Here is a 26,518-nt window from a genome sequence, read left to right as displayed (position 1 = left end):
GAGTGGACGGGGCGCGGGCGTCAGGCGCGCAGTGCTTCCACCGCCGCCGCCAGCGCCCGCGGAACATCGGGGACGAGCGTGTGCGCCCCGTCGCGCACCACGTGCCGGCCGGCGACGATCGTGTGCCGCACATCCGCCGCGCTCGCCGCGAATACGGCCGTCTCGGCGCCGAGTCTGGGCAGCGGCCCCGCGGTCCTGACCGAGTCGAGCGCGATCGTCGTGAGGTCGGCGAGCGCACCGGCCTCGATGGCGCCCGCCTCGTCCCAGCCGAGCGCGGCGTGCCCGTCGGCGGTGGCGGCCCGCAGCAGGGCGGCGGCCGTCCAGTGGCCCCGGGTGCGGGTGCGCAGGCGCTCGTTCAGTTCCATGGCGCGCGCCTCTTCGAGCAGGTCGACGACGGCGTGGCTGTCGGAGCCGAGGCTGAGCGGGGAGCCCCCGCGCTGCAGGGCCGCCGCGGGGCCGATGCCGTCCGCCAGGTCCCGTTCGGTCGTCGGGCACATGCAGGTGCCGGTGCCGGAGCCGCCGAGCAGGGCGATGTCCTCGTCGGTGACATGGGTGTTGTGCACGCCGGTGGTGCGCGGCCCGAGCACACCGTGGTCGGCGAGGAGCCGGGTGGGCGTGCAGCCGTGCGCCTGGAGGCTGGCCTCGTTCTCGGCGGTCTGCTCGGACAGATGCACATGGAGCGGGGCCCGGCGCTCCTCCGCCCAGCGCGCCACCGTCGCCAACTGCCCCGCGGGCACGGCCCGTACGGAGTGGACGGCGGCGCCGATCCGTGCGTGATCCCGCTCCTTGAGAACTGAACAGCGTGTGGCCCAGTCCTCGGCGGTGCCGTCGGAGAAACGGCGCTGATGGGCGTCGGGCGGGCTGCCGAAGCCGGCGGAGAGGTAGCAGGTGTCGAGGAGGGTGATGCGGATCCCGGCTTCGGCGGCGGCGGCGATGAGCGCTTCGCCCATGGCGTTCGGGTCGGCGTAGGGGGTGCCGCCGGGCGCGTGGTGCACGTAGTGGAACTCACCGACCGCGGTGACGCCCGCCAGCGCCATCTCCGCGTACACGGCGCGGGCCAGCGCGTGGTAGGTGTCCGGGGTCAGTCTGTCGGCGACGGAGTACATGACCTCGCGCCAGGTCCAGAAGGTGCCGGAGCCGACCTGGACGGTGCCGCGCAGGGCGCGGTGGAAGGCGTGACTGTGGGTGTTGGCCAGCCCGGGGAGGGTGAGGCCGCGCAGGATCTCGGCACCGGACGGCGGGGCGGCGACGCCGGTGCGGACGGCGGCGATCCGCCCGTCCCGCACGTCGACGGCCACCCCCGGCTCCACGTAGGTGTCGAGCCAGGCGTGCTCCAGCCAGTACGTCCGGGGGTGCCCGGTCTGCCCGGACTGCGGTTCCTGCGTCGGCGTCACCTGCGGACCAGCCCTTCCAGTACGTCGGCGAGCGCGGTCACCCCGGCCGTGCAGTCGTCCTCGGCGGCGGACTCGGCCGGGGAGTGCGAGACGCCGGTGGGGTTGCGCACGAACAGCATGGCGGTCGGAGTGCTCCCGGAGAGGATTCCCGCGTCGTGTCCCGCGCCGGTGCCCAGGACCGGCACCTTCAGTTCCGTGTCCGTGCCCAGGATGCGGGCGAGTTCGTCGCGCAGGGCCTGGTCGAACTCGACGACGGGCGTGAAGGACTCGCGGACGACGTCGAAGTCGACACCGTGGGCGGCGGCGTACTCGCGGGCGGCCTGCTCCACGCCCGTGACGACCGTGTCGAGGGCCGACTGGTCGGCGGCACGGGAGTCCAGCCAGCCGCGCACCAGGGAGGGGATGGCGTTGACCCCGTTCGGCTCGACGGCGATCTTGCCGAAGGTGGCGACGGCGCCGGCCAGCCGTGCCTCGCGACGGGCGGCGAGCACGGTCTCGGCGTACGGCAGCATCGGGTCCCGCCGGTCCGCCAGCCGGGTGGTGCCGGCGTGGTTGGCCTCGCCGCGGAAGTCGAACCGCCACCGCCCGTGCGGCCAGATCGCACCGGCGATGCCGACCGGGTCACCGGACAGGTCCAGCGCCCGGCCCTGCTCGACGTGGAGTTCGACGAACGCGCCGATCCGGGCCAGCCGCTCGGGGTCCGGGCCGATGGCGTCGGGGTCGTGTCCGGCGGCGGCCATGGCCCGGGGCAGGGTGATGCCGTCGCCGTCGGTCAGCCGGTGCGCCTGCTCGACGGTGAGCTGTCCGGCGGCCAGCCGCGAGCCGACACAGGCGAGCCCGAACCGGGCGCCCTCCTCGTCGCCGAAGTTCACGACGGCGAGCGGTCTGGTGAACCGCGTTCCCCTGTTGCGCAGTTCGTCGAGGGCGGCGAACGCGGACACCACGCCGAGGGGGCCGTCGAAGGCGCCGCCGTCGGGCACGGAGTCGAGGTGGGAGCCGGTGACCACGGCATCCGACGCGGCCGGGTCCCCCAGCCAGGCCCACTGGTTGCCGTTCCGGTCGATCTCGTGGGTGAGTCCGCGGGTCTCGGCCTGCTCACGGAACCAGGCCCGGCACTCGGCGTCGGCCGCGGTCCAGGCGTAGCGGCGGTAGCCGCCGGTACCGGGGTGCCGCCCGATGGGCAGCAGCTCGGCCCACATCTCCTGGAAGGAGGGCGTGCGCGTCTCGCCGGGGGAGGATGTCCCCCCTGCATCCGGGCCGGCCGGTGCTTCCTGGGGGCGGGTGGGCACGGCCGATCCCACGGCCGACGACGAGGCCGCCGGGCCCCTGGCCGACGCTGAAGCCGCTGGCCCCCTGGCCGACGACGCCGCCGAACCCGCGGCCGGCAGCAACGCATCGGCCCCCGCCGGAGAGCCGCCGTTCCTGCCCGGATCTCGGCTCACGCGTCGTCACCCTCGCGCATCGGCACCCGCACCCCGCGCTCGTCGGCCACCGACTCCGCGCTGTCGTAGCCCGCGTCCACGTGCCGGATGACGCCCATGCCCGGGTCGTTGGTGAGCACTCGGCGGATCTTCTCGCCGCCGAGCTTCGTGCCGTCGGCCACCGTCACCTGGCCGGCATGGATGGAGCGGCCCATGCCGACGCCGCCGCCGTGGTGGATGGACACCCAGGAGGCGCCGGAGGCCACGTTGACCATGGCGTTCAGCAGCGGCCAGTCGGCGATCGCGTCGGAGCCGTCGAGCATGGCCTCCGTCTCGCGGTACGGGGAGGCCACGGAGCCGCAGTCGAGGTGGTCGCGGCCGATGGCGAGGGGGGCCGCCAGTTCTCCGGAGGCCACCATGTCGTTGAAGCGTTCGCCGGCCTTGTCGCGCTCGCCGTAGCCGAGCCAGCAGATCCGGGCGGGCAGGCCCTGGAAGTGGACGCGCTCACCGGCCAGCTTGATCCAGCGGGCCAGGGACTCGTTCTCCGGGAACAGCTCCAGGATGGCCTTGTCGGTCTTGGCGATGTCGGACGCCTCGCCCGACAGGGCCGCCCAGCGGAAGGGTCCCTTGCCCTCGCAGAACAGCGGGCGGATGTAGGCGGGGACGAAGCCGGGGAAGGCGAACGCCCGGTCGTAGCCCGCGAGCTGGGCCTCGCCGCGGATCGAGTTGCCGTAGTCGAAGACCTCGGCGCCCGCGTCCTGGAAGCCGACCATGGCCTCCACGTGCCGGGCCATGGACTCACGGGCGAGGGTGGTGAAACCGGCCGGGTCCTTGGCGGCGGCGGAGGCCATGTCCTCGAAGGCGACGCCGAGCGGCAGGTACGCCAGCGGGTCGTGGGCCGAGGTCTGGTCGGTGACGATGTCGATGGGGGCGTTCATCGCGAGCAGCTGCGGAACCAGCTCGGCCGCGTTGCCGAGGACGCCGATGGACAGCGGACGGCGGGCGTCGCGCGCCTCGACGGCCAGCCGCAGGGCGTGGTCGAGGGAGTCGGCCCGGACGTCGAGGTAGCGGTGCTCGATGCGGCGTTCGATGGCGCGCGGGTCGCAGTCGATGCAGATCGCGACGCCGTCGTTCATGGTGACGGCGAGCGGCTGGGCGCCGCCCATGCCGCCGAGCCCCGCGGTCAGGGTGATCGTCCCGGCGAGGCTGCCGCCGAACTTCTTCGCGGCGACCGCGGCGAAGGTCTCGTAGGTGCCCTGGAGGATGCCCTGCGTGCCGATGTAGATCCAGGAACCGGCGGTCATCTGGCCGTACATCGTCAGGCCGAGGGCCTCCAGGCGGCGGAACTCCTCCCAGTTGGCCCAGTCGCCGACGAGGTTGGAGTTGGCGAGCAGGACGCGCGGGGCCCACTCGTGGGTCTGCATGACGCCGACCGGCCGGCCGGACTGGACCAGCATGGTCTCGTCCTGCTTGAGGGTCTTCAGCGTGCGGACCATGGCGTCGAAGGAGCGCCAGTCGCGGGCGGCCTTGCCGGTGCCGCCGTACACGACGAGCTTGTCGGGATGCTCGGCGACCTCGGGGTCCAGATTGTTCTGCAGCATCCGCAGGGCGGCCTCCTGCTGCCATCCCAGGGCGCTCAGTTCCGTGCCGCGCGGCGCTCGTACGGCGCGAGGTCCTGACATGGTCTGCCTCCTTGGCGGGTCGGTCACCGCGGGTTCGTGCTGCCTGTTGACACCTCTATTCACATCCTTGCCTGATGAATAGGGCTAGTCAATACGGGGGGCGGGCGGCCATGGGCGCGTCGCGGATGTTTGGCTGGATCCATGGGCTCAGGCAACGACTGGACGGGGGCGCCGTGAACACCGGCGAAGACAGACACACGGGCGGGGCGTCCGGCGAGACGCACGAGGGCACGTACGGCGACGGGGGACACGGGGACGTACGGGACGATTCGCACGGAGACGGGCGGGACGGTGCCGAGCGGGCCGCCCGGCGTGACCGGGCGGTGCGGGCCGCCGTGGCACAAGGGCTGGTCGGGCCCGCTGCTCCCGTCGTCGGGCTGCTGGACGTCACCGGCATCCGGGAGTCGGCGGCCGCGCTGCGGGCGGCGTTCGACGCGGTGGTGGCCCCCGGGACGCCGGTGCTGCACGCCTTCGCCGTGAAGGCGACCCCGCTGGTCGCGGTACTGCGGTTGCTGGACGGCGAGGGCATCGGCGTGGAGGTGGCCAGCCCGGGCGAACTCGCGCTGGCGCGGACGGCCGGGGTGCCACCCCGGCGCATCGTGCTCGACTCGCCCGCCAAGACCCCGGAGGAACTGCGCGAGGCGCTGGCGCTGGGGATCGCGGTCAATGCGGACAACCCGCAGGAACTGGACCGCGTCGACGTCCTCGTGCACGCCCACGGCGCCGCGGGCTCCGCGGCCCCGCTCGCGTCCCCGGTGGGCATCCGGGTCAATCCGCAGATCGGCGGGGGTTCCATCGGGGCCACCTCGACGGCGACGGCGACCTCGAAGTTCGGGGTGGCGCTGCGGGACGAAGGCGCGCGCGAGTGGGTCATACGGGCCTTCCTGGACCGCCCGTGGCTGACCCGGCTGCATGCGCACACCGGCTCGCAGGGCATTCCGCTGGCGCTGCTGGCGCGGGGCGTGGCGGAGACGTACGCGCTCGCCGAGGAGATCAACGCGCGGGTCGGGCGACGGCAGATCGACACCGTCGACATCGGCGGCGGGCTGCCGGTGAACTTCGACTCGGACGCGATGACGCCGACGTACGCGCAGTACGCGCGCGTGCTGCGGGAGGCCGTGCCGGGGCTGTTCGACGGGCGGTACGGGCTGGTCACCGAGTTCGGGCGGTCCTTGCTGGCCAAGCACGGCACCGTGGTGGCGCGGGTGGAGTACGCCAAGACCGCCGGCGGACGGCGGGTCGCGGTGACGCACGCGGGCGTGCAGGTGGCGACGCGCACGGTCTACGCCCCGGCGGCGTGGCCGCTCAGGATCGCCTCCTACGACGCCGAGGGGCGGCCCAAGTCCGGGCCCGGGGTGGTGCAGGACGTGGCGGGACCGGCCTGCTTCTCCGGCGACCTGCTGGCCGAGGGCCGCACGCTGCCCCCGCTCGACCAGGGGGACTACGCGGCGGCGCTGGACACGGGGGCGTACTACTTCGCCCACCACTACTCGTACAACTCCCTGACCCGGCCGGGGGTGTACGGCTTCGTGGCGGACGGCATGGACGGCGAGGCCGACGCGAGCGGCGGGGACAACGCGGACGGGGTGGCCTTCGCGACGGTGCGTTCGCCGCAGACGGTCGAGGAGGTGGTGGCCGACTCCGGCGGGGAGCACGCCGCCGCGCTCACCGCCCTCCGGGCGCCCGGGCACCCCTGACGCGTCAGTCCGAGGTGTGAGGGCCGACCCTGCCGAGGGGTGACCGGCCGCCCCTGCCGCACACCGTGCCCACGCCGCCGCCGCTCGCCCGGAGTCCGGACCGAGGAGCCGAGAGGCCGAGAGGCCGAGGAGCCGAGAGGCCGAGGAGCCGAGAGGCCGAGGAGCCGAGGGAACCGGCCCGGACAAGCCGTGGCCGACCCCGACAGGCTCGGAACAGGCCCGTACAGGCAATCGGGTGGGCGGGCGGCGGTGGCCGGCCACCGGGCCGGCACGTCACCAGGGCCGGCCCGACACCGCGCAGGCACTCCGAGCCACCGTCCTGGCCCGCGCCCCTCGGCCGCGCCGTCGCCGTCGTCCTCGCCCGAGTCCGACCTCCGTCCCCGGCGTCAGACGAGTGCCGCGGTGCTGCGGCGGGATCCGCCCGGGGCCGCGTCGCCCGCCGCGATACCCGTCCCGCGGTAGGCCCTGACCGTCTTGCCCGCCGGACGGCCGGCCCGCCCGTCGAGCCAGTCGACGCGCACCCACAGCAGCGCGTCCCCGTCCCGCTCGCGCCGTCCCAGCCAGGCGGCCTTGAGCCGCAGCCCGGTGCCCGTACCGGCCAGCAGCATGCCGCCCGCGGCGGGCACGGCGAAGGAACTGCCGAGTGCGACGAGGAAGGCGAGCAGCAGCCACCAGCGGTGGCCGCGGCGCCAGTTGCGGACCGTCACCGCCCGGTCCTGGAGCACGTCGTGCTTGCCCGCGCGGGCCGCGGCGCCGGCGAGGGCTGCGTAGCGCCTCCGCCGGGTGCAGGCCACCGCGACGGCGCCGACGACGAACAGCGCGGCCCCGCCCATGACACCGATCCGGCGTCCCGTCATCCCGGGCAGGATCACGCCGATACCCGCCGCGAACACCCCGAGCCACCACAGCGGCGCCGCTCCGGCCCGCAGGACGACGGCCACCCGGGCCAGCCCCTGTCCGCCGCGTCCCCCGCGCCCTTCCTGTCCCCCGCGTCCTCCGCGTGCCACGTCCGACCTCCCGTCGCCCGGCTCCTTCGACTGCGAGCAGGCACGTTAACGGCGCAACGTGAGACAAGTCTGAGAGCGCCCGGCCACCGCGCGCCGCACCACCTCAACGGCCCCGCGGCCCGATCACCCCGCGCGGTCACCGGCGCCCGGCACCACCCCCGGTCACCGGCGCCCGGCACCGCCCCTGGGCACCGCCCCGGCTCACTCCACGAACAGCCCGCGCGCCGCGGCCCCGGTGTCGAAGTCCTCCAGCCGCGCCTGCGCGTCCGGCAGGTCGTCGCACATCGCCTCCAGCAGCACCCGCCCCAGCAGCATCGGCGCGCACGCGGTGTCGAAGGCGAGCCCGGTGCCGACGGCGGCGGGCAGCAGCAGGTCGGAATAGCGGGCGACGGGCGCGAACGCCGAGTCGGCGACGGTGACCACGGTCAGCCCGGCCCCCTTGGCATGGGCCAGGGTGTCGACGACCTCCCGCGGGTGCCGCGGCAGCGCGAAGCACAGCAGCGCGCTCGCCCCCGCCCGGACGGCCGCGTCGATCCGGTCGTGGACCATGGTGCCGCCCTCGTTGAGGAGCCGGACGTCCGGGTGCACCTTGGCGGCGAAGTACGCGAATCCGTACGCCTGCGAGGCGGCGGCCCGCAGCCCCAGCACCGGCAGCGGCCGGGAGGCGGCCAGGGTCCGGCCTGCCTGCTGCACCGGCCGCGGGTCGGCCAGCACCTCCGCCAGATGCCGGAGGTTCTCGATCTCGGCCTCCACGGCCTGCTGGTACTCGTTGTACGACGCCGCGTCCGCGGCCGGTTCGGCGGGCACGACGTCCCGCAGGTGCTTGCGCAGGGCCGGGTAGCCGTCGAAGCCGAGGGCGACAGCGAAGCGGGTCACCGACGGCTGGCTGACCCCGGCCAGTTCGGCCAGCTCCACGCTGGACAGGAACGGCACGTCGGCGGCCCGCCGGACCATGCTGTGCGCGATGCGCCGCTGGGTCGGTGTGAGCCGGTGCCCCTCGAAAAGCGTCTGCAAACGGGTCGCAGGGCTGTCGGTCACGCTCATCACGCCTTCCCCCTCCAGATGTCCGTCAACCGGTCGAGCAGGCCGGCCGCCGCCGTCACGTCGTCCGTGAGCGGCCGGTCGGCCGGGTCCTCGTCGAGCACCTGCTCGGCGAGCGCCAGCGCCCGGCCCACCGGCAGGTCCGGGTCGAGCCTGAGGTCGCGCTGACGCAACGCCCGTACGGCGGCGACGAGTTCGCAGCCCACCACCAGACGGTACGCACGGCAGGCGCGCAGTGTCTGACGTGCGGCGAGCGAGGCGAAACTGGCCTGTTCCTCGACGCCTCGGGAGAGTACAGCGTGGCCGAGCGACGCGGGTGCGGAGAAGGCCCGCAGATCGCCGAGGGCGGCCCCGGCGGCGTACTCCAGGATCATCACTCCGGAGGAGGCGGGCTCGGGGTCGGCGAGGAAGGGACGCAGCCGGGTGTAGGCGGGCTCGTTGAGGGTGGAGAGCCGGGAGGTGGAGAGCCGGGCGACCTGGGTGAGGGCCAGCCGGAACTGGTCCAGGGCGAGAACGAGTTGGGCCTGGTAGAAGCCGCCGTGGTGGTAGGCGGTCAGGTCGGCGACCGAGATGAGCGGGTTCTCGGCGGCGGCGTTGAACTCGACGTCGAGAACCGCTTCCAGCGCGTCCGCCGCGTCGTGCGCGGGCCCGTGTATCTGGGGCAGGCAGCGGAAACCGTACGGGTCCTGGATGCGGCCGAGCGGCGGTGTCGGCCGCTCGGCCGCCCCGATCAGCTCCCGCATCCGGCGGGCGACCTCGACGCTGCCGCGGTGCGGGCGGGCGGCGTGCACGGGGGCGGCATACGCCTCGTGCGAGCCGTCGACCGCGAGCAGCGAGAGCGCGGCGACGACCTGGGTGGCGGCGACGAGGCCGCGCAGTTCGTGCAGGGCGAGCGCGGACTGTCCCAGGGTGAGCGCGTTGCTGCTGATCAGGGCGAGGGCGTCGTTGTTGTCGAGGGGCTGGGGCGCCGGGGCGCCCGAGCCCCGCCAGGGATGCTCCCCGGCCAGGGCGAGGCCGAGTTGGGCGAGCGCGGCGATGTCGCCGGTGCCGACCGAACCGAACTCGTTGACGACCGGGTGGGCGCCGTTCTCCAGCGCCTCGCACAGCGCCGTGACGACACCGGGCCGCAGTCCGGCGCCGCCGGCCAGCAGTTGATTGGCGCGGACGGCGAGCATGGCCCGTACCTGCCGGGCCGGGAGTTCGTCGCCGATGGCGCCCGCGTGACTGCGCAGCAAGCGCAGGCCGTGGCCGGCGGCGGTCTCGGTGGGTACGTCCTCGGTGCGGTTGGCGCCCACGCCGGTGGAGCGGCCGTAGACGCGTCCGGTGGCGGCGATCGTCCGGGCCACGTTCCAGGACTCCTCCGCGCGCCGCATCGCGTCGGTGCCGGGGACGGGCCGTGCGGTCCCGTCGGCGAGGCGTACGACGTCGTCGACGCCGAGGCCGACCCCGTCGAGGATCACCAGGCCGCTGTGCAGGGCCCCCGGCACATCGACGATCCGGGACGACATCACGCTCGGACTCCCCTCGGACCAGGACAGTCGTTCTCGGCCTTCGGCCATCCGCAGCGGCGGACCGCCACTGAGGCATCGACAACATATTCAGGCATCAAGAACTCTGCATGATGTTATACAGCCGAGCAAGGGGCAGCTCGCCGGAGATGCCGGAGGGGGCGCGGACACACGGCCCGACGGTGCCGCGGAAGCACTCCGGCGCCCCGCCCCGGCCCGGCGTGCGGCGCCGCGCGCCCCGTACGCCGGAGCGGGGTACGTCCGCGCCGGAGACCGGCCAAAAGCCGGTGTCGCGGTGGCGACGATGCACCGGCAGGTCGGCCAAGGATCCTCAAACTGCCACTCAGGGCCATCGTTCGCATGCATACCGTGAGGATGCGCTGCAAGCACGACCCCTGAGGAAGCGTCATGGTCCCGAACCGCAGGGCCTTCCTGACGGCCACCGCCGTCGGCGCGCTGGCCGCCGCCCCCGCGACAGCGGCGGCGACCGCGCCCGGCCCCCTGTCTCCTCCCCCGCACCCCGCGCCCACCGCCCTGGACGAACTGCTCGCGGGCAACCGGCGCTATGCCGCCGGCCGCCCCCGCCACCCGCGCGAGGACCGCCGACGGCGCCGGGTGCCGGCCGCCGAGCAGCACCCCATCGCGGTGGTCGTCGGCTGCATCGACTCCCGCGTACCGCCCGAGCTGGTCTTCGACCAGGGGCTCGGGGACCTGCTGTGCACCCGGACCGCCGGCCAGGTGCTCGACGAGGCGGTGCTCGCCTCCGTCCAGTACGGCGTGGAAGAACTGCACATCCCCCTGGTCCTGGTGCTCGGACACGAGCGCTGCGGTGCCATCGCCGCCACCCTGGAGCACCTGCGGACGGGTGCGCCGGTACCGGGGCACCTGCGGCTGCTGGTCGACGAGATCACCCCCGCGGCCCGCCGGACCCGGTCGGTGCCCGGCGACTGGGCCGAGCTGACCATGCGCGCCCACACCACCTGGGTGCGGGACGCCATCCGTGCGGACCCGGCGTTCGCCCCGGCCCACGTCGCGGCGGCCCGCTGCGACCTCGACACCGGGGTCGTCTCGCTGCTGCCCTGAGGTCGCGGGCCGGGGCTGCGCTCCGAGTTCGCGCACCGAGTCAGCGCGCTGAGGTCAGTCGCCGAGGCCGCCCGCTGAACAGCCACGGCCTCGCGGTCCGGGCCACCGCCAGTCCGGGCCACCGCCAGTCCGGGCCACCGCCAGTCCGGGCCACCGCCGGCCTGGGCCACCGCCCGGCCCCGGTCACCCCCGCGCCAAAAAAGGGGGGGCTAGCCCCCGTGCGACCGGCCGGTCCGGTCCCTACCGTGGCCGTATGACCGGAATGGACGCGCAGGACACCGACCTGAAGAAGGAACTCGACGCCACCCTGCACGCGCGCAGGGAACTCGGCGAGGAGTACGAGTCAGCCCTGGTCGACTCTTTCCTGGAGAAGGTCGACCAGCGCATCGACGGCACGGTGGAGCGGCGGGTGCGCAGGCAGCTCGCCGAGCAGCAGTTGCAGGTCGCGCGCGGTTCCCGGTCCCCGAAGGCGACCGACTCCTGGGGCGAGCGGTTCGGCTTCGGCATCGTCTCGCTGGTGCTCGCGGTCCCGCTGTCGGCGATCGGCGGCGGCGTCGCCCACCTGCCCGGTCTGATCGTCGCCTGGGCGGGCATCGTCGGCGTCAACGCGGTCCAGGCGGCACGCACCACGCCGGGCCTGTTCGGCCGGATGCGCCACGGCGCACGCTCCGGGGGCAACGACTGGGAGGAGTGACGGGCAGCGGGCCGCTCCCCACGACCGCCAGATCCGCGGCACCCGGAGAAGCCACGGTCAAAACCGCAGCACCGGGGAAATCACCGGACACCGCCGCACCGGCGATCGAAGCACCGGAAGCTGCAGCACCGCAGACATGCGCGCCCGGGAACGAGCCGCCGGAAACCACAGCCCCGGCGGACCAGCGGCCGGAACCCGCGGCGCCCGCGCACAATGCACCGGAACCCCGAGCGCGTGGAAAGAAAACGCGCGGGGACCGCCGCACCCCCGTTGCCGGGGGGCGGGACGACGGCGGTCCCCGCGAAGGACGCGGGCCGGGTCGGGGCCGGGCTTGCGCGTCCGTGGCGTCCATGGAGGTCCGGGAGCCGCTCCGGAGGTCCTAGGCGCCGTTCGGCCGTCGGCCGGGGCGGGGAGCCTCCCCCGGCGCTCAGCGCCTGGGAGGTACCTCCATCACCCTGCCGACACCCACCAATGTGCCGGACGCGTGTTAAGCGGGTGCTGCGCGCACGTGTCGCGCTCGTACCACTTCCGGGACGGCGCCGAAGGCACAGGACACCGCGAGTTCGCCGCCGCCCCGGGCGGTGCACCGGAGTTTCGCTACTGCTTTCCGCCCCTGGCGAGGAAGGCCAGCAGATCCTGCCGGCTGATCACACCGGTCGGCTTGCCCTCGACCAGGACGATCGCCGCGTCCGCCGCTTCGAGCACCGACATCAGGTCGGCGACCGGCTCACCCGAACCGACCTGGGGCAGCGGGGCGCACATGTGCTTCTCCAGCGGGTCCTCCAGCGAGGCCCGGTTGCTGAAGAGTGCGTCGAGCAGTTCCCGCTCCACCACCGAGCCCACCACCTCGGCGGCCATCACGTCGGGGTGCCCGGCGCCCGGCTTCACCACCGGCATCTGGGAGACCCCGTACTCGCGCAGCACCTCGATGGCCTGCCCGACGGTCTCGTCCGGGTGCATGTGGACGAGGGACGGGATGTGCCCGCCGACCTTGTCGTTGAGCACGTCGCCGACGCGGGCGCTGGGGCCCTCGCCCTCCAGGAAGCCGTAGTCCGCCATCCACTCGTCGTTGAAGATCTTGCTGAGGTAGCCGCGGCCGCTGTCGGGCAGCAGGACCACCACGACGTCGTCGGGGCCCAGCCGCTCGGCGACCCGCAGCGCGGCCACCACCGCCATGCCGCAGGAGCCGCCCACCAGCAGGCCCTCTTCCTTGGCCAGCCGACGGGTCATCTGGAAGGAGTCCTTGTCGGACACGGCGACGATCTCGTCGGCGACAGTGCGGTCGTACGCGGTCGGCCAGAAGTCCTCACCGACGCCCTCGACCAGGTAGGGCCGCCCGGAGCCGCCGGAGTAGACGGACCCCTCCGGGTCGGCGCCGATCACCTTGACCCGGCCGTCACTGACGTCCTTCAGATAGCGGCCGGTGCCGGAGATGGTGCCGCCCGTGCCGACGCCCGCCACGAAGTGGGTGATGCGGCCCTCGGTCTGTTCCCACAGCTCGGGCCCGGTCGAGTGATAGTGCGAGAGGGGGTTGTTGGGGTTGGAGTACTGGTCCGGCTTCCACGCGTTGGGCGTCTCGCGCACCAGCCGGTCGGAGACGTTGTAGTACGAGTCCGGGTGCTCGGGCGCCACGGCGGTCGGGCAGACGACCACTTCGGCCCCGTACGCCCGCAGCACGTTGATCTTGTCGGTGCTCACCTTGTCCGGGCACACGAAGATGCAGTGGTAGCCCTTCTGCTGGGCCACGATGGCCAGGCCCACACCGGTGTTCCCGCTGGTCGGCTCGACGATCGTGCCCCCGGGCTGCAGTTCCCCGCTCTGCTCGGCGGCCTCGATCATGCGCAGGGCGATGCGGTCCTTCACGCTTCCGCCCGGGTTGAAGTACTCGACCTTGGCCAGGACCGTCGCCTCCAGGCCCCTGGTCACGCTGTTGAGCCTCAGCAGCGGGGTGTTGCCGACGAGGCTGATCATCGAGTCGTGGAATTGCACCGTTGTCTCCGGTTGCTTGCACAAAGTGTGGTCATCGTGTGCCGCCAGCCTAAGGCCGCGGGCCCGCGCGGAACGGTCGTTCACTCGCTGTTGAGATTGGCCGACGGGCGGTACGGGGCAAGGACTGGGTGAACGGCAACGAGGAGGTGACGGCGACGTATGACGAGCATGTCGAGGGCGAGGGTGGCCCGGCGGATCGCGGCCGGCGCAGCGTACGGCGGGGGCGGAGCCGGGCTGGTCGGGGCGGCCGCCGTCGGTCTGCTGCTGGCCGAGGTGCAGATGGCCAAACGCCATGTCGGCAACGGCACGGCGGACCGGGTCCCGTCGGCGGAGGGGCTTTACGGCCGGGCCTACGCCGTCCCCGGCGAACCACCGCTGCGGCTGGTCATGCTCGGCGACTCCACGGCGGCGGGCCAGGGCGTGCACCGGGCGGGCCAGACGCCGGCCGCGCTGCTCGCCTCCGGTCTGGCGGCGGTGGCGGAGCGCCCGGTGGAACTGCGGAACGTCGCCCTGCCCGGCGCGCAGTCGGACGACCTGGACCGTCAGGTGGCGCAGGTGACGTCCGGGGGCGACCCGGTGCCGGACGTCTGCGTCATCATGATCGGCGCGAACGACGTGACCCACCGGATGCCGCCGACCCGCTCGGTGCGGCATCTGTCGGCGGCGGTCCGGCGGCTGCGTACGGCCGGCGCCGAGGTCGTCGTGGGCACCTGTCCCGACCTGGGCACCATCGAGCCGGTGCAGCAGCCGCTGCGCTGGCTGGCCCGCCGGGCCTCGCGGCAACTGGCGGCGGCCCAGACGATCGGGGTGGTGGAGCAGGGGGGCCGCACGGTGTCCCTGGGCGACCTGCTGGGCCCCGAGTTCGCGGCGAACCCGCGCGAGCTGTTCGGTCCCGACAACTACCACCCCTCGGCCGAGGGGTATGCGACGGCGGCGATGGCGGTGCTGCCGACGGTGTGCGCGGTCCTGGGCCTGTGGCCGGCGGACGAGGAACGTCCGGACGTGTCGCGGCGCGAGGGCTTCCTGCCGGTCGCCCGGGCGGCGGCGGAGGCCGCGTCCGAGGGAGGTACGGAGGTCACGGCTGCGATGCCGACGGGTCCCCGGGGACCGTGGGCGCTGCTCAAGCGGCGGCGCAGGCGCCGGGTCAACGAGCCGGAGCCGACCTCGGAACCCTCCGAACCCTCCGAACCGTCGGCGCAGCCTTCCTGACCGCAGCCGCCGCCCCCGCCGGGCGACCCCGCCGCCGTTCCTGCGGCGGACCGCCCGGCGGGCAGTGCGGCGGCCAGCCCGGCAGACAGTCCGGCGGACAGCCGGCAGCCGCCCCGGGACAGCCCAGGGGCGGTCGAGGACGACGCGACAGGACAATCCAGGGGCGGCCCGGACTCCTAAAAGCAAGCGCTTAGGAAACTGCGGTCAGCGTCACATCACGCCACCCGTGACCGCGACAATACGTACGGGTAGCTTCACAGGAGAGCCCTGCCCCCGTCCGATCGCCCTGGAGCCGTGATGCCCGAAGCCGTCATCGTCTCGACCGCCCGCTCCCCCATCGGCCGTGCCCGCAAGGGCTCCCTGACCGAACTGCGCGCGGACGACCTCACCGCCACGGTCATCCAGGCCGCCCTGGCGAAGGTCCCCGCGCTGGACCCGAAGGACATCGACGACCTCATGCTCGGCTGCGGCCTGCCCGGCGGCGAGCAGGGCAACAACCTCGGCCGGATCGTCGCCGTACAGATGGGCATGGACCACCTGCCGGGCTGCACGATCACCCGCTACTGCTCCTCGTCCCTGCAGACCAGCCGGATGGCCCTGCACGCCATCAGGGCCGGGGAGGGCGACGTCTTCATCTCGGCCGGGGTCGAGATGGTGTCCCGCTTCGACAAGGGCAGCTCCGACAGCTGGCCGGACACCCACAACGCGGTCTTCGCCGAGGCCGAGACCCGCACCGCCGAGGTCGCCGCCCGGGAGGGCACCACCTGGCACGACCCGCGCGAGGACGGCCTCGTCCCGGACGCGTACATCGCGATGGGGCAGACCGCCGAGAACCTGGCCCGCTGGAAGGGCATCACCCGGCAGGACATGGACGAGTTCGGCGTCCGGTCGCAGAATCTCGCCGAGACGGCCATCAAGAACGGCTTCTGGGAGCGCGAGATCACACCGGTGACGCTCCCCGACGGCACGGTGGTCGGCAAGGACGACGGTCCCCGCCCCGGTGTCACCCTGGAGGGCGTCCAGGGCCTCAAGCCGGTCTTCCGCCCGGACGGGCTGGTCACCGCGGGCAACTGCTGCCCGCTGAACGACGGGGCCGCCGCGGTGATCATCATGTCCGACACCAAGGCGCGCGAGCTGGGCCTCACCCCGCTCGCCCGGATCGTGTCGACCGGGGTGTCCGCGCTGTCCCCGGAGATCATGGGGCTCGGCCCCGTGGAGGCGTCCCGGCAGGCGCTGCGCCGGGCCGGCCTGACCATCGACGACATCGATCTGGTCGAGATCAACGAGGCGTTCGCCGCCCAGGTGATCCCCTCCTACCGCGAACTCGGCATCGACCTCGACAAGCTGAACGTCAACGGCGGCGCCATCGCGGTCGGCCACCCCTTCGGGATGACCGGCGCCCGCATCACCGGCACGCTCATCAACTCGCTCCAGTGGCACGACAAGCAGTTCGGCCTGGAGACGATGTGCGTCGGCGGCGGCCAGGGCATGGCGATGGTCCTCGAACGCCTGAGCTGACGGCATCCGTCCCGGGGTGTGGCGGCAAAGCGTCGCCCCCGGAACCGTGGCGCTCGGTCGTCGCCGACGGGCGCCGCGGTCACCGCACGGCGACCGCCTCGGCCCCGCACGGTGACCGCCTCGGGACCCGACGTGACCGCACCGGCCCGGCGTTCGCCAATGAACCGAACACCGGGTCGATTTGTGATCCAATCTCCCCCAGGATGTGACCTATCTCCCTTCCGGGAGATATCCCGCAGGTCAGAGCGGTTACGGAGGTAACCCCCGGGCCCAAAGTCCTGTCCGTTTCGTGACGTTACGCACTGACAGCTGGTTAGTCCGCCCTTCAAGCTGATGTAGGAAGTCGGGGGTCGACTTTGAACCGGGAGTACGTCAGTGAGCGCCATGCCGATCACTTTGCTGCTCACCACGGCCGCCACGGGCGCCGTGGGCGTCGCCGTCCTGCGCACCGTTCTCGTGCTGCGGCGCCAGGTCGCGGCCCTGCACACCCAGCTCGCGGAGAGCCAGGCGGCTGCCGCACGCGCCCTGCTGCCCGCCGCCCGCACCGCCACCGACACCGAACAGATACGCGCCGCCGTCGCCGAGGCACTCGCCGAGGAACGGGAGCGTGAGCTGGCCGAGGCGCGCGCGTTCTGGGCCGCGCAGGAGGCCCGGGACGCCTCCGACGCGCCCTCGCTGCTGGGCCTCGGCGACAATGAGCCGTTCCTGCCCCGGCAGACCGACTTCGTGGGCCTGGAGCCGGTCGCCGAACCGCTGGCCGAGCCGGCGGCGGAGGCCGACGAGTTCTCCGGCGGAGACTCCCCCGAGCTGGCCGCGGCCCGCCGCCGGCACCCCTCGCACCCGGACTTCGTGCCGATGCAGTCGCCGGTCGTGGGCGACCACGAGCGCACCCTGTCCGCCCTGGAGGAGCTGGCCGAGTCCAGCGTGGAACTGACCGACGTCCGGCCCGGCCCGCTCGGCACCCTCGACGTCTACGTGTTCGCCGACGGTACGACCCTGTGCATGACCCCCAGCCACCGCGAGACCGCGGAACGCCTGGCGGCGGCCCTGCGCTCCGGCGAGGCACCGGTCCTGCTGGGCGGCTCGGGCGTTTCGGGCGCGTACACGCTGACGTTCGCGTGCGGCGAGGAGACCGTGTACCTCCTGGCCGACCGGGTCATCGCGTCCCTCTAGAACCGTCCGCTCTCCCGCCCGGTCACGCTCCGGTACGTCCGCTCACACGCCCGCGCGCTGCCGGGCCTCGTTCACCAGGAGCACCGCCTCCGCCACCTCGGTGTCGCTCCTGAGGACGAGGGCGAGATCGTGTCCGGCCACGGTGATCTGGTCCGCGGCGGCGAACATGCCGGCGTCCGGCATCTGCCGCGGCTCCACCGTGGGGTCCTCGATCTGCTGGGCGCGCACGGCCAACTCCCTGGCCAGGCCCAGCGCCTCCGCGGCGGCGCTGCGCTGCAACCGGCTCTGCGGGGCCGCCCGCAGCCGGTCGGCGAAGTGATCCACGGCATGAGTGAGGGGCGTCGTATCTACCACGCGGTGAGCGTAACGCCTCCTACCAGGAGTGTTGCCAATATGCCAACACTCAGGCACGGTGGCGTGAAGGACTGGCTTCGAATGCGTCCGGAGGCGCCGATGTCCGAAGTCTTCTCGGAAGAGACCCACCGAAATCTGCTCGCCCGCATCCCCCGCTGCACCGGTCGTGAAGTCTCCGACTGGTTGCGGACCGTCGCCGAAGGCCCCGCCCTCTTCCGCTTCGAGGAGAAGGTCAGTTGGCTCCGCCACGAGCACAATCTCGCGTACGGCCACGCCAAGGCGCTTGTTCATGAGTACGACTTGAGGAGGGCCGCGCGCAAACTCCTCTAGCGCGTGTGTCCATCACGTCGAAGGGCCCCGGGAGATCCCCAGGGCCCTTCGCGCTGTCACCGGCCGGCCGTCACGACCGGCAGTCGGACGAATCCCCGGCTACCGGCTACCGGCTACCGGCTAATCGTTGCTGCTGAAGATCGCCACGAGCCGCAGCATCTCCACGTAGATCCACACGAGGGTCAGGGTCAGGCCGAACGCGGCGAGCCATGCCTCCTTGCGCGGGGCGCCGTAGGCGATGCCGTCTTCGATCTGCTTGAAGTCGAGGGTCAGGAAGAACGCGCCGAGGAGGATCGCGATGATGCCCACGATCGCGCCGAGCGGGCCGAAGCTGCGCAGCCCGCCGTCACCGGCGACGCCGAACGCCACCAGCAGCAGGTTGACCACCATGACCAGCAGGAACGCCATCGCGATGGCCAGGCCGATACGGGCGTAGCGCGCGGTGACGCGGATCCAGCCGGCCTTGTAGACGACCAGGGTCGCGGCGGAGACCGCCAGGGTGCCGAGCACCGCCTGGAACGGGGCACCGCTCCACCGGCTGTTGTACATCTCGCTGATCACGCCGAGGAAGACGCCCTCGAAGGCGGCGTATCCCAGGATCAGGGCGGGGGACGGGGTGCGCTTGAAGCTCTGCACCAGGGCCAGGACCGCCGCGATCAGCGCGGAGCCGATGGCCAGGCCGAAGCTGCTGGACGAGACCGGAAGCAGGGCCCAGGCGAGGACGGCGCCGAGGGCGACCACGCCCAGCGTGGTGGCCGTGCGCATGACGACGTCGTCCATCGTCATCCGGTCGGCGGTGGCCGGGGCCTGCGGCGGGGCGCCGTGCTGCTGGGTCTGCTGGGCGTAGGGATTCGTCGCGTACGGGTTGCCGCCCTGGGCGTACGGGTTGCCCGTCGCGTACCCGGCCTGCGGCGCGGTGTTGAAGCTCGCGTAGCCGTTGTCGCGGCTGAACCCCCGTCGCGAGAAGACCGGGTTGCTGCTCCTCATTTCACTCCTCCATGGCCGCCCTGCGCGGCCTTGGCTCAAGAGTAATAGGTTGGCAAAGGATAGACCCTAGTACCTGGGGAGGATCTTTTCCCAGCTGTGCTCGGAACACGCTACGCGGAAGCCTCATTCCCGGCCATGGAGAGCGGCATTCCATGACAGAACCGCTACGCCGCCGCTCGGCCGTCCGGCGGAACCGGCCGCCGCAGGCGCGTCAGTCGAGCGGGAATCCCGTGTAGCCCTCGGCCAGGTCGGTCCGGGCCGCCCGGTTGGCGGCGATGCGCTCCAGCCGGGCGATGTGGAGGCGGTGCTCGAAGGCGGTGGCGTCCGGGGCCGGGTGCAGCAGGGTCGTCATGTCGTAGGAGAAGCGCTCCGCCTGCCAGACGCGGCGCAGGCAGGTGGCGGAGTAGTCGTCCAGGAGCCCGTCCGAGCCGGTCTCCGTGCGGTGGGTCAGCGCGCGGGCGAAGGTGACGACGTCCCCGACGGCGAGGTTCAGCCCTTTGGCGCCGGTGGGCGGCACGATGTGGGCGGCGTCCCCGGCGAGGAAGAGACGGCCGTACCGCATGGGCTCGTGCACGTAGGAGCGCATCGGCGTGACCGACTTCTGGGTGATCGGGCCGCGCTCCAGCCGCCAGCCGTCGGTCGTCTCGAAACGCCGCTCCAGTTCCGCCCAGACGGCGTCGTCGCTCCAGTCGGCGGCGTCCGTGTCCGCCGGCACCTGGAGGTAGAGGCGGGAGACCTGCGGGGAGCGCATGGACAGCAGGGCGAAGCCGCGGTCGTGGCGGGCGTAGACGAGTTCGTCGTGGGAGGGGGCGACGTCGGCGAGGATGCCGAGCCACCCGTAAGGGTACGTACGTTCGAATGCCTGGGAGAGTTCGGTGGGGAACGCCGTGCGGGCCACGCCCCAGAAGCCGTCGCAGCCGACGACGTAGTCGCACTCCAGGACGTCCGCGCGGCCGTCGCGCCGGAACGGAACGCGCGGGCGGGTCGTGTCCGCGTCCTCCACGGCCAGTGCCTCCGCCTCGAACAGCAGCGGTCCGCTTTCCCTCAACTGGAGGGCGATGAGGTCCTTGCAGACCTCCGTCTGGGCGTACACCAGCACGGACCGCCCGTCGGTCAGCCCGGGGAAGTCGACGCGGTGGCGCTGCCGGGCAAACCGCAGCTCGATCCCGTCGTGTCGCAGCCCCTCCCGGTCCATGCGCTCACCGGCACCCGCCGCCCGCAGCACGTCGACCGTGCCCTGCTCCAGGATTCCGGCCCGCTGGCGGTGCTCGACGTAGGCGCGGTCGCGGCTCTCCAGGACGACCGAGTCGATGCCGGCGACGTGCAGCAGCCGGGCGAGGAGGAGTCCGGCGGGACCGGCTCCGATGATGCCGACGGTGGTACGCATCGGTCGTTTCCCTTTCCACGGCGTCACGGTGCACGGTGTTCGCCCGCACGGTTCGCGGATGCGTGTGTTCGTTTGCGGTGGTTGTCGTCCGCGGTCCGCGGATGCACGGATGCGTGGCTCGCATGACCCTGGGAAGGCTCGGTTCCGCCGTGTCCCGCTGCGTTCGACCGGTGAAGCTTCCTTCGCCGGATTTCCGTGAGTCTCCGACCCCGCTCGCCGGGTGTCAACGGGCTGCGCCTACGACGCGTCTCGCGTCCCGCCGCGGCCCGGTCTCCCCTCTCGCCGGGCCGCCGGCGGCCCCTGCCGGGGACGAGATGCCGGGACCCGCGCTGATGCCGGCGGGGCTCGCCCGTACCGGATCGGCGGCCGCGGCGGCGGCCCTGCTCGCGGGCAGCACCGTCGCCGCGGCCGTGGGCGGTCGGTTGCTCGGCGCGTTCCTGGACCGGCCTGTCTGGTACTGCGATGCATAGGCAAATCTGTCCCTGCCACGCCGCGCCCGCTCCCGCAACAATTGCTGTGCACCGCCCCGGGAAGCCATCAGGGCGTGCACCCCCGGATCATTCGCATGCGCAATCCGATCCCCCCACCCGTATCACGCGGTGCCACGCACTCACGTACCCCGGGCAGTACGGCAAGCACGGACCGCACACACGTAAGGAACGACATGCGCCTCGACGACTACCGCACCCTCGGCCACAGCGGTCTGCGGGTCAGTCCCCTCACTCTCGGTACGATGCTGTTCGACGACCCGCAGCACGGCTGCGACCGCGAAACCGCGTTCGAGATCATGTCGCGCTACGTCGAAGCCGGCGGCAACGTGATCGACACGGCGAACGTCTACGCGGGCGGCCGCTCCGAAGAAACGATCGGCGCCTTCCTCGCCGCCCGCCCCGGGACGCGTGACCGGCTGGTCATCTCGACCAAGTTCGCCTGCAACCTCTTCCCCGGCGACCCCAACGGCGGCGGCGCGGGCCGCAAGGCCCTGATGGAACAGCTGGACGGCTCGCTGCGCCGGCTGGGCACCGACTACATCGACCTGTACTGGCTGCACGGCCACGACCCGCACACCCCGCTGGCGGAGACGGTCTGCGCGCTCGACGACGCGGTGCGCTCGGGCAAGGTCCGCTACGTCGGCTTCTCCGACGTACCCGGCTGGGCCATCGGCCGGGCCGCGACCATCGCCGAGTTCCGCGGCTGGGCACCGATCGTGGCCCTGCAACCCGAGTACTCCCTGCTGGCCCGCAGCGCCGAGAGCGAGATCTTCGACGTCGCCCGTGAGCTGCGGCTCGGCGTCACTCCCTGGAGCCCGCTCGCCGCGGGCGTCCTGTCCGGCCGCTACACCCGGGACGACCGCGCCCCGCAGGACACCGCCCGGGGCCAGACGGCCCAGGCACGCCTGTCGGAAGCCGTCTTCCAGGTGCTGGACGCCCTCGGCGCGATCGCGGAGCGGCAGGACAGCTCCGTCGCCTCGGTCGCACTCGCCTGGGTGCTCCAGCAGCCGCTGATCACCTCACCCATCATCGGCACCCGCCGCACCGCCCATCTCGACAGCGCGCTGGCGGCCCTCTCGGTCACCTTCACTCCCGCCGAACTCACCGCCCTCGACGAGCTGACCACGCCCACCCTCGCCTTCCCCTACCCGCACTTGGCGGGCATGGTGCAGCTCCAGCAGGCCGGCGCCACGATCAACGACGTGCCGTCCCAGCCCTTCCAGTTCTGAGCGGCGGCGCCCCAGGAACCACGCGACGCGGTGCCGTCAGGGACAGGAACGCCGCACGCGGCCGGCAGGCCGAGGACAGAGCCGGCCGCCGGTGCGTGGACGCGCGCCGGCACAGCACGGCGCCGCACGGCGCCGGCTCCTACCACCAGTTCGCCGAGCCGGCCCGCCGCGCACCGAGGCGCGACGGGCCGGACCACGGGGCCGCCGGGGGTCAGCGGCGCAGGAACTCCAGCAGGTCGGCGTTGAACCTCTCCTTGTAGCCGGGCACCATCGCGATACCGTGGCTGCCGCCCTCGTACACCTTCAACTCGGCGTCCGGGACAATGTTCACGGACTTGCGGGCGGTGGCGTCGATGGGGACGACCTGGTCGTCGTCGCCGTGCACGATCAGCGTGGGCACGTCGAAATGCTTCAGGTCGTCGGTGAAGTCGGTGTACGCGAAGGCGTCCACGCACTTCACCCCGCCCTCGATGGTCTCGGCCATGGCCATGTGCCAGAACGCGTCGCGGTTGCCCTGGGTGACCTTGTTGCCGGGCCGGTTCGCGGAGAAGAACCCTTCCGAGGTGTCCTTCCAGAACTGCGAGCGCTCCGCGAGGATGCCCTGCTTGAGCTGCTGGAAGACCTCGTCAGGGACGCCCTCGGGGTTGGCCGCGGACTGGATCATCAGCGGCGGGACGGCCGACAGCAGGACCGCCGAACGGATCCGGCCGGTGCCGTGACGGCCGATGTAGCGGGCCAGTTCGCCACCGCCCATGGAATGCGCGACCAAGGTGACGTCGCGCAGGTCCAAGGTGGTGATCAGGTCGTTGAGATCGTCGGCGAAGGTGTCGAAGTCGTAGCCGCCCCACACCGGGGTGGAGCGCCCGTGGCCGCGCCGGTCGTGCGCGATGCCGCGGTAGCCGGCATCGGCGACCGCCTTCAACTGGTCCTGCCAGGCATCGCCGTTGAGCGGCCAGCCATGGATGAAGACCACGGGCTGACCGTGGCCCCAGTCCATGTAGAAGATCTCGACTCCGTCGCGGGTGGTACACGTGGGCATGGTCAGTGCCTCCGGTCTTCCTGGACGTACCCCCCTTCTCCACCACCCTGCACGCGCCACCGACGGTGCGCACCTCGGCCACCCCGGCGGGAACCGGACCCGGACGCCCGAGCACACCGCACGCACCCGGACGGACACGGAGAGCACGGAGGGCACGAAGGGCACGGAGAGTACGGAGAGTACGGAGGGCACGAAGAGTACGACGAGCCCGGCGGGGCTTCATGGGGCTTTCACGGAGGGAGGCCCCAGGAGTCCTCGCCGGGCGGGGTGACCTGCCGGACCGCGCTAGGGGCGGAAGTTCGGCTGCTTCTCCTTGCGGAGCGAGTTCATCACGGTGTCGTTGAGGTTGAGGTGGTGGCGGACCAGTTCGCTGGGGGTGAGCGCCATCCACTGGGCCAGGCTGACGTCCTCGAAGCGGGGCGCCAGGAACATTTCGAGCAGCTTCAGCGGGGTGTCGCCGGTGTTCTCGATGTAGTGGCCCATGGCGAACGGGACGTAGCCCACGTCCCCGGCCTGGTAGTCGAACGTCCTGTTGCGCCCCGAGTCGGCGAAGACGCCCATCCTTCCCTGCCCGGAGAGGTAGTACTGCCACTCGTCGTTGGTGGGGTGCCAGTGCAGTTCCCGGATGGCGCCGGGCTCGATCTCCACCAGCGCGGCCGACGTCGTCGTCGACGCCTCGAAGTTGCGTGAGTCGACGATCCGGGCCGTGCCCCCGCTGGTGGCCACCGGCGTCTGGGAGTCCAGGCTGTGCTTGAAGCTGCGGGGTACGTCACCGCTCGGGCTGAGAATCCGGTCGGATTCGAGCGACGGCGGGACCTGACCGTTGAACATGTACAGCTCAGAGGTCGGGAGCGAGGAGAAGTCCTCCTCGCGGACGCCGAAGTTCTTCGCCAGCACCGACCGCGGCGTGTGGGCGAACCAGTCGCTGATGAGGAACGTGTTGTTCTCGGAGAATCCGCCGTCGTTGAAGACGAGAAGGAACTCGACGCCCTCGTCCAACGCCTGGATGTGGTGCGGTATGCCCTGCGGGAAGAACCAGAGGTCGCCGGCCGAGACGTCTTCGAGGAAGTTCCGGCCTTCCTGGTCGACGGCGCTGATCCGGCACTTGCCCTCCAGGACGTAGGCCCACTCGGACTGCTTGTGCCAGTGCAGTTCCCGGATCGCTCCGGGCTTGAGCCGCATGTTCACGCCGGCGAGGGTGGTGGCGATCGGCAGTTCGCGCTGGGTCACCTCGCGGGCCCAACCGCCGTCGTCGAGTCGCATGTGTGCCTGGCTGAAGGAGAACTTCAGGTTCGGCACGGTGCCCGAGTCGGTCTCGGGCGGGACGAGGATGTTGGGGTTCTGCAGGTCGATCTGCGTGTTGCGCGGGCCGTCGTCGGTAGCCCCCTGGCCGTCCCGGATGGGCTGCGGCACCTCGCGCGTGGGGGTCTCGGTCATGGCGGAACCCTGCCTTTCTGATGTGGGGGGTGGACTGGCCGACCATTTCTGACGGTCTGCCATGCCAGGAGGTCGGAGCCTGTGGCGGTCGCGGTGGTCCGGGTCCGCGGCGGTCCGGAGCGATCGGTCGAAACGGTCGGTCGGAGCCGTCCGTCGGGTCGGTCGCAGCGGTTGCGGCGGTCGGGCCGGGTATCAGCCGCCTTTCACCATGGTGACGATGAGGAAGGCGTTCAGGCAGATCACCAGAGCGCACACGAGAGCGCCGGCCGCGGTGGTGACGGGCCGGTTGGCCAGCGGGCCCATGAGGTCCTTGCGCCGCGTGATAACGACGAGCGGCAGCAGGGCGAAGGGGATGCCGAACGCGAGGACGACCTGGCTGAAGACGAGAGTGGAGGTGACGGGAAGCCCGACGCACAGCACGAGCAGCGCCGGTGCCATGGTCACCAGGCGCCGTGCGAGGAGCGGGACACGACGCCGCAGGAACCCCTGCATCACCACCTGCCCGGCACACGTCCCCACGCTGGCGGAGGAAATGCCGGACGCGAGCAGCGCCACCGCGAAGGCCATCGCCGCTCCGCCGCCGACGGTCCGGCCCAGGTCGTCGTGTGCGGCGGTGATGGCGTCCAGACTCCCCAGGGCCGTGTCCTGGAAGAGAGCCGCGGAGAGGCAGAGCATGCCGAGGTTGACGGCGCCCGCGAGGGTGAATCCCACAGCACAGTCGATCCGCAGATAACGCAGCAGGAAACGCCGGTCGTTCGGCCCGTCCGCCCGCACCCGGCGCTGGGTGAGCGCGGAATGCAGGTAGACCGCGTGCGGCATCACGGTGGCCCCGACGATGGCCGCGGCGAGCAGCCCGGTGTCCGCACCCCGGAGGTCGGGCACCAGACCGGCCGCGACGCCGGTCGCGGAGTGCCGGCCGACGGTCAGCAGGTCGTAGGCGAATCCGCACAGGACCAGGAGCAGCAGGGCGGACACTGCGAGCTCGAAGGTGCGGCAGCCTCTTCGCTGACAGGCCAGGACGGCGAACGACACCAGCGCCGTCACCAGCGCGGCGAGCGGGATCGGCATGCCGAACAGCAGGCTCAGCCCGAGCGCGGCCCCGGCGAACTCCGCCAGGTCCGTGGCCATCGCGACCAACTCCGCCTGCGCCCACAGCAGTCGGCTCAGCCACCGCGGTGCCAGCTCGCGGCACTGTTCGGGAAGGTTCCTGCCGGTGGCCAGCCCGAGCTTCGCCGACAGGTACTGCACGAGCAGCGCCATGGCGTTGGCGAGTACGACGACCCAGACGAGCAGGTAGCCGGTGCGTGCGCCCGCCTCGACATTGGTCGCCACGTTGCCCGGGTCGACGTATGCGACCGCCACGACGAAGGCCGGACCGAGCAGCGCCAGCCGGAACCGCCACCGGCCCCGGACGCGGATCTCGGAGAGGTCTCCGAGGACCTGCGCGGTGTCGGCCGGGCCGGCGGGACGTGCCGGGCGCGCGGTGGCCGGAGCGCTCATCGCTGCCGCCCGGGATCCGGGCGGCCGGGCACGGAAGGTGCCGGCCGGTTACGGACCAGGCGGCGGCTGGTGAGCCGGAACACGAGGAAGGCGGCGAGCAGCAGCCCTCGGCCGGGCATGTGGTGGGTCGCGGCCAGGACGACGAGGAACATCAGCAGCGCGTCGTAGGTCCAGGCCGGAATTCCGGTGCGCCGAGGACGGACGGGGCCGGCGCCCGGCAGGCGGCCCGCGTACCAGGGGGACGGAGGTGAGGATGTGGAGCGGTGCGTGAACACGGTGTCTCCTCTCGTCTCATGGCCGGTCCCCGATACCGGGTCACACGGAGAGCCTGGAGAAATCGGATCACCG

The 26,518-nt window shown here is 72.5% G+C and carries 23 protein-coding genes; 9 read left to right on the top strand and 14 right to left on the bottom strand.

Going from position 1 to position 26,518, the window contains the following annotated elements; all coding sequences use genetic code 11:
* Window positions 1–20: 20 nt before the first annotated feature.
* The 3 genes from ACFYPJ_RS30040 to hutU all read right to left on the bottom strand — a co-directional run bounded on the left by ACFYPJ_RS30040 (window position 21) and on the right by hutU (window position 4,497).
* Window positions 21–1,394 carry a formimidoylglutamate deiminase gene (locus ACFYPJ_RS30040; RefSeq protein WP_389023833.1) on the bottom strand — a complete coding sequence of 458 codons (1,374 nt, stop codon included), beginning with the start codon at window positions 1,392–1,394 and terminating at the stop codon, window positions 21–23.
* Entirely contained in the window at window positions 1,391–2,593 is a 1,203-nt protein-coding gene (locus ACFYPJ_RS30035; protein ID WP_389024021.1) for an allantoate amidohydrolase, read from the bottom strand. The genes ACFYPJ_RS30040 and ACFYPJ_RS30035 overlap by 4 nt, the downstream gene beginning before the upstream one ends.
* Window positions 2,594–2,832: 239 nt before the next feature.
* Entirely contained in the window at window positions 2,833–4,497 is a 1,665-nt protein-coding gene (gene hutU, locus ACFYPJ_RS30030) for a urocanate hydratase (RefSeq protein ID WP_389023830.1), read from the bottom strand.
* A 125-nt stretch (window positions 4,498–4,622) separates the two neighbouring features.
* Here hutU and ACFYPJ_RS30025 point away from each other — a divergent pair, with 125 nt between their 5' ends.
* A complete protein-coding gene (locus ACFYPJ_RS30025; protein ID WP_389023827.1) occupies window positions 4,623–6,194 on the top strand; it encodes a diaminopimelate decarboxylase in 1,572 nt (523 codons plus the stop codon).
* 386 nt (window positions 6,195–6,580) lie between these two features.
* Here the strand turns inward: ACFYPJ_RS30025 and ACFYPJ_RS30020 are convergent, their stop codons facing one another.
* The 3 genes from ACFYPJ_RS30020 to ACFYPJ_RS30010 form a co-directional block, all read right to left on the bottom strand.
* Window positions 6,581–7,201 carry a hypothetical protein gene (locus ACFYPJ_RS30020; protein ID WP_389023824.1) on the bottom strand — a complete coding sequence of 207 codons (621 nt, stop codon included), beginning with the start codon at window positions 7,199–7,201 and terminating at the stop codon, window positions 6,581–6,583.
* Between the two features lie 201 nt (window positions 7,202–7,402).
* Entirely contained in the window at window positions 7,403–8,245 is an 843-nt protein-coding gene (locus ACFYPJ_RS30015) for a MurR/RpiR family transcriptional regulator (protein ID WP_389023821.1), read from the bottom strand.
* Entirely contained in the window at window positions 8,245–9,750 is a 1,506-nt protein-coding gene (locus ACFYPJ_RS30010) for an aromatic amino acid ammonia-lyase (protein ID WP_389023818.1), read from the bottom strand. The genes ACFYPJ_RS30015 and ACFYPJ_RS30010 overlap by 1 nt, the downstream gene beginning before the upstream one ends.
* A gap of 408 nt (window positions 9,751–10,158) precedes the next feature.
* Here ACFYPJ_RS30010 and ACFYPJ_RS30005 point away from each other — a divergent pair, with 408 nt between their 5' ends.
* Together ACFYPJ_RS30005 and ACFYPJ_RS30000 are read left to right on the top strand one after the other, a co-directional pair.
* A complete protein-coding gene (locus tag ACFYPJ_RS30005) occupies window positions 10,159–10,833 on the top strand; it encodes a carbonic anhydrase (RefSeq protein ID WP_389023815.1) in 675 nt (224 codons plus the stop codon).
* 262 nt (window positions 10,834–11,095) lie between these two features.
* A complete protein-coding gene (locus tag ACFYPJ_RS30000; protein ID WP_389024017.1) occupies window positions 11,096–11,527 on the top strand; it encodes a hypothetical protein in 432 nt (143 codons plus the stop codon).
* 597 nt (window positions 11,528–12,124) lie between these two features.
* On the opposite strand, the gene ACFYPJ_RS29995 is transcribed toward ACFYPJ_RS30000, so the two are convergent.
* Window positions 12,125–13,516 (bottom strand): cystathionine beta-synthase, encoded by a 1,392-nt coding sequence (locus ACFYPJ_RS29995; RefSeq protein ID WP_389023812.1) that lies wholly within the window; start codon window positions 13,514–13,516, stop codon window positions 12,125–12,127.
* Window positions 13,517–13,675: 159 nt separating this feature from the next.
* On the opposite strand from ACFYPJ_RS29995, the gene ACFYPJ_RS29990 reads away from it, so the two are divergent.
* The 3 genes from ACFYPJ_RS29990 (at window position 13,676) to ACFYPJ_RS29980 (ending at window position 17,416) form a co-directional block, all read left to right on the top strand.
* Window positions 13,676–14,725: an SGNH/GDSL hydrolase family protein gene (locus tag ACFYPJ_RS29990; RefSeq protein ID WP_389023809.1), complete on the top strand. Its 1,050-nt coding sequence runs from the start codon at window positions 13,676–13,678 to the stop codon at window positions 14,723–14,725.
* Window positions 14,726–15,022: 297 nt separating this feature from the next.
* The gene (locus tag ACFYPJ_RS29985; RefSeq protein WP_389023806.1) at window positions 15,023–16,243 is read left to right on the top strand and encodes an acetyl-CoA C-acetyltransferase; all 1,221 of its coding nucleotides are present in this window, start codon (window positions 15,023–15,025) and stop codon (window positions 16,241–16,243) included.
* A 375-nt stretch (window positions 16,244–16,618) separates the two neighbouring features.
* On the top strand, window positions 16,619–17,416 hold the full coding sequence (locus ACFYPJ_RS29980) for a hypothetical protein (RefSeq protein WP_389023803.1): 798 nt from the start codon (window positions 16,619–16,621) through the stop codon (window positions 17,414–17,416).
* A gap of 42 nt (window positions 17,417–17,458) precedes the next feature.
* Here ACFYPJ_RS29980 and ACFYPJ_RS29975 read toward each other — a convergent pair whose 3' ends face one another.
* Window positions 17,459–17,770 carry a hypothetical protein gene (locus ACFYPJ_RS29975; protein WP_389023801.1) on the bottom strand — a complete coding sequence of 104 codons (312 nt, stop codon included), beginning with the start codon at window positions 17,768–17,770 and terminating at the stop codon, window positions 17,459–17,461.
* Window positions 17,771–17,869: 99 nt separating this feature from the next.
* Between ACFYPJ_RS29975 and ACFYPJ_RS29970 the strand changes: the two genes are divergently transcribed.
* Entirely contained in the window at window positions 17,870–18,100 is a 231-nt protein-coding gene (locus ACFYPJ_RS29970; RefSeq protein WP_389023798.1) for a DUF4287 domain-containing protein, read from the top strand.
* A gap of 120 nt (window positions 18,101–18,220) precedes the next feature.
* Here the strand turns inward: ACFYPJ_RS29970 and ACFYPJ_RS29965 are convergent, their stop codons facing one another.
* Together ACFYPJ_RS29965 and ACFYPJ_RS29960 are read right to left on the bottom strand one after the other, a co-directional pair.
* Window positions 18,221–19,087, bottom strand: a complete 867-nt coding sequence (locus tag ACFYPJ_RS29965) for a Bax inhibitor-1/YccA family protein (protein ID WP_389023795.1) — start codon at window positions 19,085–19,087, stop codon at window positions 18,221–18,223.
* Between the two features lie 211 nt (window positions 19,088–19,298).
* Complete coding sequence (locus tag ACFYPJ_RS29960) at window positions 19,299–20,474, bottom strand: 4-hydroxybenzoate 3-monooxygenase (protein ID WP_389023792.1); 1,176 nt, start codon at window positions 20,472–20,474, stop codon at window positions 19,299–19,301.
* A 314-nt stretch (window positions 20,475–20,788) separates the two neighbouring features.
* On the opposite strand from ACFYPJ_RS29960, the gene ACFYPJ_RS29955 reads away from it, so the two are divergent.
* Both ACFYPJ_RS29955 and ACFYPJ_RS29950 read left to right on the top strand, forming a co-directional pair.
* Window positions 20,789–20,944: a hypothetical protein gene (locus ACFYPJ_RS29955; RefSeq protein WP_389023789.1), complete on the top strand. Its 156-nt coding sequence runs from the start codon at window positions 20,789–20,791 to the stop codon at window positions 20,942–20,944.
* Window positions 20,945–21,138: 194 nt separating this feature from the next.
* Window positions 21,139–22,194, top strand: coding sequence for an aldo/keto reductase (locus ACFYPJ_RS29950; protein ID WP_389023786.1), 1,056 nt, complete (start codon window positions 21,139–21,141; stop codon window positions 22,192–22,194).
* A gap of 211 nt (window positions 22,195–22,405) precedes the next feature.
* Here ACFYPJ_RS29950 and ACFYPJ_RS29945 read toward each other — a convergent pair whose 3' ends face one another.
* The 4 genes from ACFYPJ_RS29945 to ACFYPJ_RS29930 form a co-directional block, all read right to left on the bottom strand.
* Window positions 22,406–23,233 carry an alpha/beta fold hydrolase gene (locus tag ACFYPJ_RS29945; protein WP_389023783.1) on the bottom strand — a complete coding sequence of 276 codons (828 nt, stop codon included), beginning with the start codon at window positions 23,231–23,233 and terminating at the stop codon, window positions 22,406–22,408.
* A 285-nt stretch (window positions 23,234–23,518) separates the two neighbouring features.
* Entirely contained in the window at window positions 23,519–24,670 is a 1,152-nt protein-coding gene (locus tag ACFYPJ_RS29940; protein WP_389023780.1) for an oxalate decarboxylase family bicupin, read from the bottom strand.
* A 192-nt stretch (window positions 24,671–24,862) separates the two neighbouring features.
* Complete coding sequence (locus ACFYPJ_RS29935; protein ID WP_389023777.1) at window positions 24,863–26,170, bottom strand: Nramp family divalent metal transporter; 1,308 nt, start codon at window positions 26,168–26,170, stop codon at window positions 24,863–24,865.
* The gene (locus ACFYPJ_RS29930) at window positions 26,167–26,445 is read right to left on the bottom strand and encodes a hypothetical protein (RefSeq protein ID WP_389023774.1); all 279 of its coding nucleotides are present in this window, start codon (window positions 26,443–26,445) and stop codon (window positions 26,167–26,169) included. Before ACFYPJ_RS29930 ends, ACFYPJ_RS29935 begins: the two co-directional genes overlap by 4 nt.
* Window positions 26,446–26,518: the final 73 nt, after the last annotated feature.

It is taken from the genome of Streptomyces sp. NPDC006012, from assembly GCF_042871185.1.
In the GTDB taxonomy this organism is placed as follows: domain Bacteria; phylum Actinomycetota; class Actinomycetes; order Streptomycetales; family Streptomycetaceae; genus Streptomyces.
The sequence above is the reverse complement of the archived record's forward strand: the minus strand, read 5'-3'. Positions and strand labels throughout refer to the sequence as shown.